At 43.4% G+C, this 13,990-nt stretch carries 14 protein-coding genes; all 14 read right to left on the bottom strand.

The features are described from left to right. Window positions 1-167: 167 nt before the first annotated feature. The gene (der, locus tag ACFOHL_RS05915) at window positions 168-1,616 is read right to left on the bottom strand and encodes a ribosome biogenesis GTPase Der (RefSeq protein WP_376919287.1); all 1,449 of its coding nucleotides are present in this window, start codon (window positions 1,614-1,616) and stop codon (window positions 168-170) included. A gap of 69 nt (window positions 1,617-1,685) precedes the next feature. Next, window positions 1,686-2,909, bottom strand: coding sequence for an outer membrane protein assembly factor BamB (bamB, locus tag ACFOHL_RS05910; RefSeq protein ID WP_376919286.1), 1,224 nt, complete (start codon window positions 2,907-2,909; stop codon window positions 1,686-1,688). Next, window positions 2,902-3,540, bottom strand: coding sequence for a YfgM family protein (locus ACFOHL_RS05905; protein ID WP_376919285.1), 639 nt, complete (start codon window positions 3,538-3,540; stop codon window positions 2,902-2,904). The genes bamB and ACFOHL_RS05905 overlap by 8 nt, the downstream gene beginning before the upstream one ends. 45 nt (window positions 3,541-3,585) lie before the next feature. Next, window positions 3,586-4,866, bottom strand: coding sequence for a histidine--tRNA ligase (gene hisS, locus ACFOHL_RS05900; protein WP_376919284.1), 1,281 nt, complete (start codon window positions 4,864-4,866; stop codon window positions 3,586-3,588). 103 nt (window positions 4,867-4,969) lie between these two features. Then, on the bottom strand, window positions 4,970-6,109 hold the full coding sequence (gene ispG / locus ACFOHL_RS05895; RefSeq protein WP_376919283.1) for a flavodoxin-dependent (E)-4-hydroxy-3-methylbut-2-enyl-diphosphate synthase: 1,140 nt from the start codon (window positions 6,107-6,109) through the stop codon (window positions 4,970-4,972). 2 nt (window positions 6,110-6,111) lie between these two features. Beyond that, complete coding sequence (locus tag ACFOHL_RS05890) at window positions 6,112-7,194, bottom strand: RodZ domain-containing protein (protein WP_376919282.1); 1,083 nt, start codon at window positions 7,192-7,194, stop codon at window positions 6,112-6,114. Next, entirely contained in the window at window positions 7,187-8,320 is a 1,134-nt protein-coding gene (pilW, locus tag ACFOHL_RS05885) for a type IV pilus biogenesis/stability protein PilW (protein WP_376919281.1), read from the bottom strand. The genes ACFOHL_RS05890 and pilW overlap by 8 nt, the downstream gene beginning before the upstream one ends. Window positions 8,321-8,355: 35 nt before the next feature. Then, a complete protein-coding gene (locus tag ACFOHL_RS05880; RefSeq protein ID WP_376919280.1) occupies window positions 8,356-9,531 on the bottom strand; it encodes a bifunctional tRNA (adenosine(37)-C2)-methyltransferase TrmG/ribosomal RNA large subunit methyltransferase RlmN in 1,176 nt (391 codons plus the stop codon). A 127-nt stretch (window positions 9,532-9,658) separates the two neighbouring features. Further along, window positions 9,659-10,090, bottom strand: a complete 432-nt coding sequence (gene ndk, locus ACFOHL_RS05875) for a nucleoside-diphosphate kinase (RefSeq protein WP_376919279.1) — start codon at window positions 10,088-10,090, stop codon at window positions 9,659-9,661. A 179-nt stretch (window positions 10,091-10,269) separates the two neighbouring features. Next, window positions 10,270-10,608: an ISC system 2Fe-2S type ferredoxin gene (gene fdx, locus ACFOHL_RS05870; protein ID WP_376919278.1), complete on the bottom strand. Its 339-nt coding sequence runs from the start codon at window positions 10,606-10,608 to the stop codon at window positions 10,270-10,272. Window positions 10,609-10,665: 57 nt separating this feature from the next. Continuing rightward, entirely contained in the window at window positions 10,666-12,525 is a 1,860-nt protein-coding gene (gene hscA, locus ACFOHL_RS05865) for a Fe-S protein assembly chaperone HscA (RefSeq protein WP_376919277.1), read from the bottom strand. Window positions 12,526-12,533: 8 nt separating this feature from the next. Continuing rightward, on the bottom strand, window positions 12,534-13,049 hold the full coding sequence (hscB, locus tag ACFOHL_RS05860) for a Fe-S protein assembly co-chaperone HscB (RefSeq protein ID WP_376919276.1): 516 nt from the start codon (window positions 13,047-13,049) through the stop codon (window positions 12,534-12,536). A gap of 162 nt (window positions 13,050-13,211) precedes the next feature. Then, window positions 13,212-13,535 (bottom strand): iron-sulfur cluster assembly protein IscA, encoded by a 324-nt coding sequence (iscA, locus tag ACFOHL_RS05855; RefSeq protein ID WP_376919275.1) that lies wholly within the window; start codon window positions 13,533-13,535, stop codon window positions 13,212-13,214. A 52-nt stretch (window positions 13,536-13,587) separates the two neighbouring features. Next, on the bottom strand, window positions 13,588-13,971 hold the full coding sequence (iscU, locus tag ACFOHL_RS05850; RefSeq protein WP_376919274.1) for a Fe-S cluster assembly scaffold IscU: 384 nt from the start codon (window positions 13,969-13,971) through the stop codon (window positions 13,588-13,590). Window positions 13,972-13,990: the final 19 nt, after the last annotated feature.

Genomic DNA, 13,990 nt, shown 5'->3' with positions numbered 1-13,990 from the left:
ATTACCCAATTTGTTAATGGCGATGTTTGTTTTAAGGGGAGGTATGCAGAAAAACAAAGCCTAAAAGGCATGGATGCCTTTTTGGAGTCCCCATGGATGGGTTGATGACGACTTTGTTTTTCTGCATACCTCCCCTTAAAACAAACATCGCCTTACAAATAAGCAAGCTAACGCTTTTTCTTCTTGTGATAACTCATTAATCGTTTGCGTTTACGCTGTTGCGACAAGGATAATTGATTTTTTCGTCCCTCATAGGGGTTTGCCCCTTCTCTAAATTCAATTTTGATTGGGGTTCCCATCACTTCAAGCGCTTTTCGATAATAATTCATTAAATAGCGTTTGTATGACTCCGGTAAGGCAGTTAACTGGTTCCCATGTATGACTATCACGGGCGGATTGTAGCCCCCTGCATGGGCATATTTCATTTTTACACGCCGTCCTGAAACAAGTGGGGGTTGATGATCATCTTGAGCCATTTCCATGATTTGGGTAAGCATTGCAGTATTAATTCTTTTAGTTGCTGAGGCATAAGCTTCTTGAACTGACTCAAACAAATGCCCCACGCCTGTGCCATGCAATGCAGAAATAAAGTGTAACCTAGCAAAATCAATGAAGCCTAAGCGTCTATCAAGTTCACGTTTGATATCGTCTTTTACATCAGAATCTAAGCCATCCCATTTATTCACGGCTATGACAAGAGAACGGCCAGAATTCAGTACAAAACCTAGCAGTGATAAGTCTTGATCGGTAATTCCCTGACGGGCATCAATAACAAGTAAAACAACGTTGGATTCTTCAATCGCTTGGAGGGTTTTGACTATGGAAAATTTTTCAACCGTATCGCTAACTTTTTTGCGCTTGCGCACACCCGCCGTGTCGATGAGTATATATTCTCTTTCATCCCGTTCCATAGGGATAAAAATACTGTCTCGTGTTGTGCCTGGCATGTCATAAACGACCACTCGCTCTTCACCCAAGATACGATTGGTTAAGGTTGACTTCCCAACATTGGGCTTGCCAACAATAGCCAATTTTATGGGTAAGCTTTGTAAACGCGCTAACTTGGCCTCGGCATCTTCCTCTTCGTCTTGTGGCTCAGCACTGACAGACATTTCCGGAAACGCATCCTTAATCGGATCTAAAACACTGTCCAAAAGTTGACTGACGCCGCGCCCGTGCGCCGCTGCGATTTGCATGAGATGAGAAAAGCCTAGTGAATAGAAATCAGCGCTTTCGCTATCACCATCAATACCGTCTATTTTATTTACAACCAAATAAGCTGTTTTGTTTTGCTTGCGTAGATGGTTGGCAATCCCCACATCGGCAGGTGTTAAGCCCGCTCGAGCATCAACTAAAAACAATACAACGTGCGCTTCATCAATAGCTAATAAGCTTTGCTCAGCCATTGCTGCATCAATCCCGTCCTCATCACCACTGATACCACCGGTATCAACTACAATAAATTGACGCTGCTCATAGCTTGCCTGACCATATTTTCTGTCTCTGGTCAGCCCTGGATAATCTGCAACCAGTGCATCTCTTGAGTGAGTTAAGCGATTGAATAATGTAGATTTACCCACATTAGGACGGCCAACAAGGGCTATCACTGGTAACATACAAGTCCTCTTAGACTAAAAACGCCAATGAAAAGTCATTGGCGTCTACTGTTTGAAGTGTTAGACACACTAGGGTGTACTGATTAAATTGAGCTCTCCAGCACGAGTTTTTACCAATAGTTTACCATTTGTCTCTACTGGAGCCGAATAGATACCATCGTCTTCATCATCGCCGCCAATATCTAAGCGAGATACAATTTTACCATCGCTTTGATTTAACCAGTGTAAAAAGCCCCATTTGTCCCCTACCACTATGTAGTCACCCACGGGAGTAGCGGCCGTCAGTGAGCGTTTACGTAATGATGTGTTAGACCATAACTCAACGCCATTTCTGCGGTCAACGGCATATATGACACTGTTATTGTCAGTTAGAAATAGGGTATTGCCGTCCAAGCTTACATTTTGGTACGAGGCGTAATCACGGTTCCAAACTACTTGGCCAGTACGAAGTTCCACTGCTGACAAACCACCACCATAGCTCACAACATATATGTTTCCACCAAACACCAAGGGTTTACTGTCAACATCGACAATGCGTTCTAGCTCAGTCGCCCCCACTGGTTTTGCAATGACTTGCTCCCACGCAGTCAGTCCAGAATCAATGATATTCACAACCAATTTGCCAGATGCGGTGCCAACAATTGCGCCACCATTTGTAGCAGTTGGCGCAGACGTGCCGCGCAAAGAAAGGGGGGGTACATCAGATTCGTTTTGCCATTTTATTTCGCCAGTCTCTGCGTCAAGTCCAAGCAACACACCGGCGACCGTATTCACTACTACAACACCTGTATCGATTGCTGGAGGAACAATAACTTCACCGGGTACTTTGACTTGCCATTTTATGCTGCCATCTGCTTCATTCAGCGCAACAACTTCACCGTTTTCAGTACCGAAATAAATCGTTTCATAGGCCACAGATAAGCCGCCGGCAATCTTGGCAGGGATCCGAGCAGGAAACAAACCATACAAATTTGTCAACTTGCTTTCTTTACTTCGAGTGCTGATGTCCTGTTCCCATAAGGTCTCTCCATCTTCGGAAGACAAGGCATAGATACTGCCCTCACGATCAGCAACAAAAATTTTGTTATAGGCTGCGACAGGCACAAGATTAGAAAAATAGTCGTCTACACCTTCACCGACATCTTCTTTCCAATCAACCGTTGGTGTAAACACCATTTCGATATCATTCAAACGACGAATTTCGAGTTCTTCGTCATCTGCAAACCAGCCTGAAATTGTACTGCATCCACCTAGTATTAGCGCTAGGCCAACCAGTAGCCAAGTTTTATTCATCACTATCTTTACTCACCGCTTGAGATTTTGCATACGCAATATTGTCGAGTTTCATTTTGATATTAATATCATTAGGAAGTTCAACTAAAGCAAGATTATATGCGCTTCGTGCTTCGTCATATTGGCCTTGTGCAAACAATGCATCACCTTTCAACTCATTCACTTGGTCGTTAAATGATACTGCCTCCACCTGCTCCAACACATTCAGAGCCTGAGTATTTTCATTGAGACTAATATGGATTTTTGCCAAACGAATACGGGCAATATCTGCAAGTTCAGTCTTAGAAGACGTGACACTTTGAAGCGCCGTTTTCGCCTTGTCAAAGTCGTCTTTTTCGACAGCTTGCTGGGCAACAAGCAAAGAGGCGAGTTGACTGTATCCTGTATCACTATGCTCACTTAAAAAGGTCTCAATCGCCGCTGTATCTTCACTCTCAACAAAAGCTTGTACACTACTTTGATAAGCGACTGAGGCTAACTCTTTGTCTTCAATAGTTTTATCTGAGTAATAGCGCCAGCCCCAAAGGCCGCCCAAACCCAATACAGCACCTACAATAATTGCGGTGCCGTTTTCTTTCCAAAATTGCTTAATAGCTTCAACTTGTTGTTCTTCAGTTTCAAAACGATCCATGGTTTCCTCTAACCTAGATTTTCGCTAATGCCTTAATGGAATGGCTTAGCTTTCTAATACCTCACCCAATCTTTTTAACAAAGACGGCACGTCGTATGTTTCTTGCGCTTTGTCTTCTCGTAAATACTTTAATCCATAGCGCGCTGTGTTCACTTCATTTTCACCAATAATAACGGCTAGTTTTGCGCCACTTGCATCGGCTTTTTTCATTTGCTTCTTAAAATTGCCGCCACCGCAGTGCAACACAACTCGGCAATCAGCAAAGGTATCTCTTATATCTTCAGCCAATTTGAATGCGGCCAATTCCGCACTTTCGCCTAGCGAGGTCAAATAAACATCAGCATTTTTTTCAAAATTACTCTGCGAGTTTAGCTCTTGCATCAATAGCACAAGGCGCTCCAAACCCATCGCGAAACCTACCGCAGGGCTTGCCTTTCCGCCAAGTTGTTGGACTAGGCCATCATAACGCCCACCCGCGCATATAGTGCCTTGTGCACCAAGTGCTTCCGTAACCCATTCAAATACAGTGCGGTTATAATAATCTAAGCCTCGGACAAGCCTTTGATTTACCTGGTAGTTTATGCCTAGTGTGTCTAGTCGCTTGCACAAACCTTCGAAGTGCGCTTTTGAATCATCATCTAAATAGTCATCTAAGGATGGCGCACGTTCAAGTATTGATTGTGTTTTTTCACTTTTACTGTCGAGAATTCTAAGTGGGTTAGTAGAAATTCGACGCTGGCTATCTTCGTCAAGCTCTTCAAAATAATCGTTTAAATAGTCGACAAGGGCACGTTTGTAGCGCTCTCTCGATTCGGTATCTCCCAAGCTATTAATCTGTAGACTAACCTTGTCAGAAATACCAAATGATCGCCATAAACGCGCACCCATCACTATCATTTCAACATCTATGTCGGGACCGTCAAAGCCATATGCTTCAGCACCAAACTGATGAAACTGGCGATAGCGGCCTTTTTGCGGTCGCTCATGTCTAAACATCGGCCCCATATACCACAATCGCTGTTGCTGATTATAGAGCAAACCATGTTGATTGCCGGCTCTTACACAACATGCTGTTCCTTCAGGTCGCAAAGTCAAACTATCGCCATTGCGATCCTCAAAGGTATACATTTCTTTCTCGACAATATCGGTCACTTCACCGATGCTGCGTTTAAATAAATCTGTTGACTCAACAATGGGGGTTCTAATTTCTTGATAGTGATAACTAGCGACAACTCGTCGTATATGGGTCTCGACAAATTGCCACACGCTGCTTTGCTCTGGCAAGCAGTCATTCATACCTCTGATTGCCTGTATGTTTTTCGCCACTAGTATCTCGTATCTGATTAGACTAAATAAAGCGCGACATTATAAGGATTTTGTCACGCGGGGTAAATCGAGGAAGGAAAGAAAAACAAGAGATTGCGGATTTTTATGCAGATTTATCGACAACATTGATATCAATTCGACTTTCGAGATCGTCTGATGCCGCTTTAACCCGCGCTTTTGCTCTAATTTTTTGCTCTAATTTGTCCACTAACTCGTCATTCGCAATGCGCTCTCGTTGACGCTTGCCATCTTCGTAAAAACCACTCATATTGCGCGCACCAGTCAAACCGAGATCGGATACTTCAGCTTCACCCGGACCATTCACCACACAACCAATAATAGACACGTCCATTGGAGTTAATACATCTTCCAGTCTTTCTTCAAGAGCATTGACGGTGGCAATTACGTCAAATTCTTGCCTTGAGCAACTCGGACAGGCGATAAAGTTAATACCTCTTGAACGAATTCTCAATGATTTTAATATGTCAAAGCCCACCTTTATTTCTTCCACTGGGTCGGCCGCCAAAGAAATTCGTATGGTGTCGCCAATGCCTTCAGCCAATAACATACCCAGACCCACCGAGCTTTTCACCGCACCAGCTCGTTTTCCGCCTGCTTCAGTTATGCCCAAGTGCAAGGGCTGTTCAATTTGCTTTGCCAATAATCTGTACGCACCCACTGCCAAGAACACGTCTGAGGCCTTAACTGATACTTTAAACTGATCAAAGTTTAACTTATCGAGAATATCGACATGCCGCATAGCGGATTCAACCAACGCTTCTGGCGTGGGTTCACCATACTTTTCTTGTAAGTCTTTTTCTAAAGAACCACCATTTACGCCAATTCGAATAGGTATGTTTTTATCTTTTGCACAGTCAACTACGGACTTAACGCGCTCAATATTACCAATATTGCCAGGATTAATTCGCAAACAATCAACGCCATATTCAGCTACTTTTAAGGCAATTCTGTAGTCAAAATGAATGTCTGCAACCAACGGAATATTGACTTGTTGTCGAATTATTTTAAACGCTTCCGCTGCTTCCATTGTCGGTACAGATACGCGGACAATATCTCCACCCGCTGCTTGTATACGCTTTATTTGTGCAACTGTCGCCTCTACATCGGTGGTTAATGTGTTGGTCATTGACTGAACGGTAATAGGCGCACCATCACCAACCGGTACTTCCCCCACGTATATGCGTTTTGACTTTCTACGTTGGATAGGGTTTGCTGCAAACATGACTACTGACTCGCTAAAGGTAATTCTATTTTAACTGGGCTTCCACGGGTAAATTCGCTTAAATCGACAAGTTGTCTTCCAAATTCAATTTCCACACGTTCAGGCGGACACAAATTCACTTTAATCGGTGGTATACCACTTATTTCCATAACACGTCCTTTTACCTTGGTACCGTATGCAATCGTTTCTCCCGTCGAATCTTTTACACTCAACCAACAATCTTGCTTAAAGGTAAAGATCATATCAACAGTACCATCATCGTTGGCTAAAGAAGTAGAGTTTCTTTGTGGTTCTTCAACAGAAGCCGAGGCGATTAAATCGTCTTGAACCTCGTCTGGCTCATCGATTGGCTTGCTTGTCTCTTGGTCTATTATTTGATCTGAAGCAGCTAGCTCAGTGCTTTCAGTAACAGTGCTCAACTCCGAGGTTCCATCAAGTAAAGCACTGTCATCGGCTTCTTCAACGTCTACAGTGCGGATATCTTCACTGTCTGACTCTTCATTGCTAAGACTCTCATTTTGAAGCTCTTGTACACTCTCTTCGGTTATCTGAGGACCAGAATCCAACTTTTCCTCATTTTTATCTTCAAGCGGCTCTTCAGACTTTTCAAACGTTTGGCCTACCTGCTCTAGCGCATCACTTGCGATTTCAGAAAACGTCCCTTCTTGTTGGTCGTACCACCAATATCCAAGGGAAGCAATAACTAAGATAACAACCACATAGGTAACCATATTCCAACGGCTATCATGGGCTTCTCTCTCTACTCGTCGCGAAAAGCTCTGCAGCTTGGCTGGTTTTTTATCACCCACATGAATTCGTTCAAACGCATCAAGTAAGGGCTGCACTTCCAAATTAACCAGTTTTGCATAAAGCCTAACGTAGCCTTTGGTAAAGGTAATAGATACGCCTTGTTCAATACCATCAGACTCAATTGCTTCGATGCTAATCAAGCGTAAATGCAATCTATCGGCAACTTGCTGTCGGCTTAAACCTAAACTTTCACGTGCGAGCCTAAGTTGCTGACCAGGGCTTTGCGAAACTTGGGATTCTGTTTCTTGTTCAGGCGTATTTTCTTGCTTATTCATTATTATTCGGTTCCCTGACTCGCAGTTTGCTGCCAATTTTTATTGAAGATGCATCGTTGAGGTTGTTCCACTCAAGCAACTTATTCATCTTCACGTTATATTTGAGGGAAATACGATACAAATTTTCTTTTGGCTGCACAACATGAAAACCGTCATTTTCCACTAATTTTTCTGTATTTTCATTAATTTGCGCCGGCGCCTTGCTAACCAACGGTACTTCGTTCGTGCTCGCGTCCGCTTTTCCGCCCTGCCCGTCTTGCTTTGTTACAACTTCATTCTCAATAGAAGATTCTGCACTTGACACAACACTAGCAGGCTGGACATTGGCTAACTTCCTTACCACTTTTGCCGCTGGTTTAAATTTTCCCATTTGTGCGGTAAAACGCCGTGTATTTTCATGTTCTGGAAACATTTGTGTGAGCAAATCACCGTAACCCACTGCGGCTTTAGTATCCCCTAATCCCTGAGCTATTTGATACTGAAGGTACAAAGACTCTGCAGAAACTTGGGCATTGCGTTCGTATCGCCATAAAAACTTTTTCGCCGCTTCCCAATTCTCTAAGTCAGCATGCGTTTGCGCAATTAAAAACAAACTGCGTGGTCGTGTCGGCTGATGATTCAATGCGCTTTCAAAATATGTTAAGGCTTGAGTTTTATCTCCATGGCTCAAAGTACATATCGCCAAATTTTCATAGGTCTCAGCTGTCGCGGAATAGTTTCTTGAGTTGATTGCTTTTAAATAATATTCCTTCGCTTTTTCATATTTGCCTTGTTGACAAAGAAAAACCGCATAGCTATTGACTACGTCGGGGGCATTACGTGAAAAACCGAGTGCGTTTTCGTAATACTCCTCTGCAATGTCATTTTCACCCACTTGCTGGTAATAATACGCCATTGCATAATGCACCTCGCCAGAGCGTGGGGCAAATTCAATGGCTTTATCTAAATTAGTTTTCGCTTGAGAGAAATTGCCGTTTTTGAGGTAAGTTAAGCCTAAACTTACGCGTGTTTTAGCAGCCTCAGATTTGTCAATTGCGCCGGTACCGACAAATGATGGATCTACCGGCTCTGAAACACAGGCTCCCAGCATCAATACAGTGGTTAATACTACAAAAGTCTTCAACATCACCCTACTTCCCCATTATTTCTCTCTGACTAGAGTCAATCTGAAACTCTAACCGAGATAGGCTTGCCTTGCATTTGTTTTTTTAACAATCGCTTGGTTCTATCCACTACATCACCCACTAATTGACCGCATGCAGCATCAATATCGTCACCGCGGGTTTTCCTGACCACTACTGTAAATCCATATGTCATCAAGACTTTGGAAAAGCGATCAATCCGCGAGTTACTAGAGCAAGTATAAGGCGAGCCGGGATAGGGGTTGAATGGAATAAGGTTAATTTTACTGGGCGTATCGGCTAAAACCTTGGCGAGTTGGTGGGCTTGTTCGGTACTGTCATTAATACCGTTCAACATGACATACTCGACCGTTACCTTACCTTGGTTTGCCTTTGATTTTCCTAAATAGCGCCTTACACCCGCTAGAAACTCCTCAATGGGGTACTTTTTATTTACCGGCACAATTTCGTCACGCAACACATTGTCAGGCGCATGCAAAGATATGGCCAAGGCTACATCGATTTGATCGCCAAGCATGTCTAGCGCGGGTACCACGCCAGACGTAGACAAAGTGACTCTGCGTTTTGATAAGCCAAAACCAAAATCATCCATCATAATATCCATAGCAGGTACTACGTTTTTCAGGTTTAACAGCGGCTCTCCCATTCCCATCATTACGACATTGGTAATGGGCCTTTGTGAGGTGTCCTTAGACAAGCCAATAAACGTCGCAACGCGCCAGACTTGACCGATGATTTCAGCGACAGATAGATTGCGATTAAAGCCTTGTTGAGCTGTGGAGCAAAAAGTACATTCTAATGCACAGCCTACTTGAGAGGAAACACATAGCGTAGCTCTGTCAGTTTCAGGTATCCATACTGTTTCGACTTCTTGACCGCCTTCAAGCATGATTGCAAACTTGATAGTACCATCGCTTGCTTGTTGGTATTCAGAAATTTCTGGCGCACGAATTTCGCATTGTTTGATGAGCTTTTCGCGTAGCGCCTTATTTAAGTTGGTCATTTTATTGAAATCCGATTCACCAGCCTGATAAATCCATTTCATTAACTGATCAGCGCGGAAAGGCTTTTCATTGATGGACGCAAAGTACTCTCGCATCGCCGCGCGATTAAAGTTGAGTAAATTCACCTTTTTACTCGCGTCAGTGCTAGTGCTATTTACCGGTGTTTCTTTTGTCACTGCTTGTTGCGTCATTTTCTTGCCTATTCACTTCGATCATGCAATGTAGACTGGTATCGTACTTTCAGTTGAATACTTTTACGCATACCCTTAGGGTAAAAAAGGGAGCATTTGCTCCCTTTTTGTATGCTAGTGCTCGCGACTATCTTGTGCGCGGACAAATTTCTTCATCAGAGAAGAAATACGCGATTTCGCGTGCTGCAGATTCAGGCGCATCTGAGCCATGAACCGCGTTTTCATCAATAGATTCAGCATAGTCAGAACGCAAAGTACCTGCATCTGCTTCTGCGGGGTTAGTTGCACCCATGATTTGACGATTTTTAACCACGGCATTTTCGCCTTCAAGTACCTGAACCATCACGGGACCAGAGGTCATAAAGTCAACAAGGGCACCAAAAAAAGGACGCTCTTTGTGTTCTGCATAAAAACCTTCTGCTTTTTCGCGAGAGAGGTGCAGCATTTTTGAAGCAACAATACGCAGTCCTGCAGACTCAAAGCGATTGTAAATGGCACCGATCGCATTTTTTGCAACTGCGTCAGGTTTAATGATAGAAAAAGTGCGTTCTAAAGCCATGATAAAATCCTATGTGTTTTAAATTAATCTTTTTGCTGCGCGCGATTATATTCAACTTGAATCAAAAATCCCAATTAAATTTTGATTAAGCTGCAGATACAACAAAAGGAAGCCATTACCGCCAGTTACGCATTACGCAAAACTAAAGTTGTGACAAGTACATCCAGAAATCTTATTTGCTAATGCTGCTCAGACGCATGATTGATGGTGTATTTAGGAATTTCGACTACTAAGTCTTCATCCGAAATAATCGCTTGGCAGCCAAGCCTTGATTCTGGTTCCAAGCCCCATGCTTTGTCGAGTAAATCTTCTTCAAGATCGTCTGCTTCACCCGTGGATTCAAAGCCCTCTCGGATAATGACATGGCAAGTGGTGCACGCGCAGACTTTTTCACATGCATGTTCAATCCCGATACCATTTTTCAAAGCGGTATCGAGCACACTATCTCCTTCCTTGGCTTCTAGCACTGCACCATCTGGGCACAGCTCTTCGTGTGGTAAGAATATGACTTGTGGCATTTTATCCCCTAAATTCTTTGTTGCTGTGTAAAGCGCTTGTTTTCATTCACTGATGGTTTATAAGTCGCTAACCGATTGTCCAGATAAAGCCTCTCTTATGGACTTATCCATCCGACGACTAGCAAAGGTTTGACTAACTTGGTCAAGGTTTTCAATCGCTTGTTTGATATTCTCAGTATCAGCGCCTTGCATCGATGTTGCAAGTGAGGTGAGAGCTTGGTCTATCTCCTCTCTCTCCTTGGGCGCTAGCAAAGCTTCTCCATCAGTTGCAAGCGCCGACTCAATTGCCTCAATAACACGTTGCGCTTCCACCTGCTGTTCTTTCAGCATTCTTGCTTGCATGTCTTCTTTTGCATGCGTCATAGATGCGGACAACATAGCAAGCACTTCTGATTCTTCCAGACCATATGAAGGTTTGACTTGAATTTGAGCTTGGACACCGGTTGACTTTTCCATTGCTGTCACACTTAACAAGCCATCGGCATCTACTTGAAAGGTGACGCGAATATGTGCAGCACCCGCTGCCATTGCAGGCATATCCGTCAGGTTAAACTTGGCCAAAGAGCGGCAATCATCGACTAATTCTCTTTCACCTTGCAAGACATGAATCATCATTGCCGTTTGTCCATCTTTAAATGTCGTAAACTCTTGTGCACGTGCAACGGGTATAGTTGTGTTGCGAGGGATAATCTTTTCGACCAAGCCCCCCATAGTTTCGATACCCAAAGACAGAGGCAGCACATCGAGTAATAGCATATCGTTGTCGGGTTTGTTACCGACCAATATATCAGCCTGAATACCGGCACCAATAGCCACCACTTTATCCGGATCAATTGACGTGAGCGGCTCAGACTCAAAAAATTCGCCGACCATTCTTCGTACATATGGCACACGTGTTGATCCACCTACCATTACCACTTGTGTAATATCCGATTTTTTTAACTTGGCATCCAATAAGGCTTTTTGACAAATTTTAATACTCTTTTGCAATTGTGCAGTTATGAGCTGTTCAAACTTGGCTTTACTTATTTCTAAACTATAGGTCGTACCGTCGAGCTCTAGAGAAAAATTAGCGATATCAGCTTGACTAAGCGCTTCTTTCACTTGTTTTGCACTGTCCATAAAAATGCGATGTGAGGCCATGGACTCTTCTTGCAAATTAAGTTCTTCGGCAGCGTATTCAGCTATGGCTAAATCAAAGTCATCTCCACCCAGTGCAGTATCACCACCTGTAGCCAACACTTCAAACACACCTTTATTTAAGTTTAAAATAGAGACATCAAAGGTGCCGCCACCCAGATCATATACGGCAATACAGCCCTCTTCTTCATGATCCAAGCCATACGCAATCGCCGCCGCTGTTGGTTCGTTAAGTAAACGCAATACATTTAGCCCTGCCAGTTGTGCTGCGTCTTTCGTACTCTGCCTTTGAGCATCATCGAAGTAGGCCGGTACGGTAATTACGGCTCCCGTTAACTCATCCCCCATTGACGACTCAGCGCGGGATTTTAGGCAGGCAAGTATATCTGAAGATATTTGTATGGGATTTTTGTTACCTTGCGCAGTGCTAAATACGGGATTACCCGTAGAGGACACAAACTTATAAGGCAGCTTATGCCAAGTGGAGAGTACATCCTCTACACTGCGCCCCATAAAACGCTTAACGGACACTATTGTATTTGTTGAGTCTGATGCTGCTTGTAGTTTTGCGGCTTCGCCTACGACTTTTCCACTTTCGGTGTACTGCACGACGGACGGTAAAAGATGTTGACCTTTAGCATCTGGCAAGGTTTCGCAACGTCCACTTCTTACCACAGAGACCAACGAGTTCGTAGTGCCTAAATCAATACCGATACCAATTTTACGCTCGTGTGGCGCTGCCGTTTGTCCCGGTTCAGCAATTTGCAATAAAGCCATTAAAAATCCTATGTTAAAATTTGCTCTCGGCGAGCATCAGCTTCAGAAGAAAGTTTAATGAGAAACTTTAATTTTGTCAGGGCATCCGCCGCTTTTTTGTTTCCATTGTCATTTGATTCAGCTAATGCTGTCTCAACTTGTTCGCACAAGTCTGCAGTAATCTGTGTCAGCTCTAGTTCAAAATTTGAAAACGACTCAGCATCATGAGCATCTTGAAGTTGTTCGCGCAGTAACATCTGCTGCATGAGAAAGCTGTTATCGCCCAGCGTGGCATTTTCATCCACCAAGGAGAAACCTCTAACCTGCAAAATGTGTTCACCCCGTTTCACCGGTGATGTCAATACATGATAAGCGTCATTGATTTGCGCATTTTTTTGCATGTACAGGCGCTTTTCTTGATCGCTGGCATTTACAAATCTATCGGGATGGGTCAATTTTTGCAGCGTTTGGTATTTGCTTTTTAATGCCACTAAATCAACATTAAAGTCGACAGGAATATTGAATAAAGTGAAGTAATTAGTCATATGATTGCAAATAGAGTTTGGCTAGTACTTTAGGCCTCATATTAACACGCTCTACACTATGCTAGGCCACAAGGCTGTTTAAAGACAAAAACGCCATTCACATGCAAGTAATTTGGTATTGTGAATGGCGATATATTCGAGAAAAGAGAGTTAAGTTACACCTTAAACGTTGAAGCTCTCACCACAACCGCATTCGCCAGAGACATTTGGGTTGTTAAACTGGAAACCTTCATTTAAGCCCTCTTTTGCAAAATCCAATTGGGTACCGTCAAGATAGGCAAGGCTTTTACCATCAACGATGACTTTTATGCCATTATCTTCAAATACTTCATCACCCTCACTCAACTCATCAACAAATTCCAAGACATAAGCTAAGCCTGAACAACCCGTGGTCTTTACACCCAACCTGAGTCCGAGACCTTTGCCCCTATTTTGCAGAAAGGTTTTGGCTCTATTTGCCGCTGCTTCTGTCACTGTGATGGCCAAAATACTACACTCCGATTATTGTTTTGCTAGCAGTCAAGATATAAGCTCGACACTAACTATTTTGCTTACTCTTGTAGTCATTTACTGCTGCTTTAATTGCGTCTTCAGCAAGAATAGAGCAGTGAATTTTGACTGGTGGTAAAGCCAGCTCTTGTGCGATATCAGTGTTAGTGATCGTTGTCGCTTCGTCAATCGACTTTCCTTTCACCCACTCAGTCACAAGCGAGCTAGAAGCGATAGCAGAACCACATCCATAGGTCTTAAATTTCGCATCTTCGATGACGCCATCATCATTAATTTTGAGTTGAAGACGCATCACATCACCGCAAGCTGGCGCGCCGACCATACCAGTCGCAACCGTAGGGTCATTCTTATCAAAAGCACCGACATTGCGTGGGTTTTCGTAGTGATCTATTACTTTTTCGCTGTAAGCCATTTTACTTTGCCTCTAATAT

It is taken from the genome of Agaribacter flavus (genome assembly GCF_042646125.1).
In the GTDB taxonomy this organism is placed as follows: Bacteria; Pseudomonadota; Gammaproteobacteria; order Enterobacterales; family Alteromonadaceae; genus Glaciecola; species Glaciecola flavus.
This window is presented reverse-complemented; position numbering and strand designations above follow the sequence as displayed.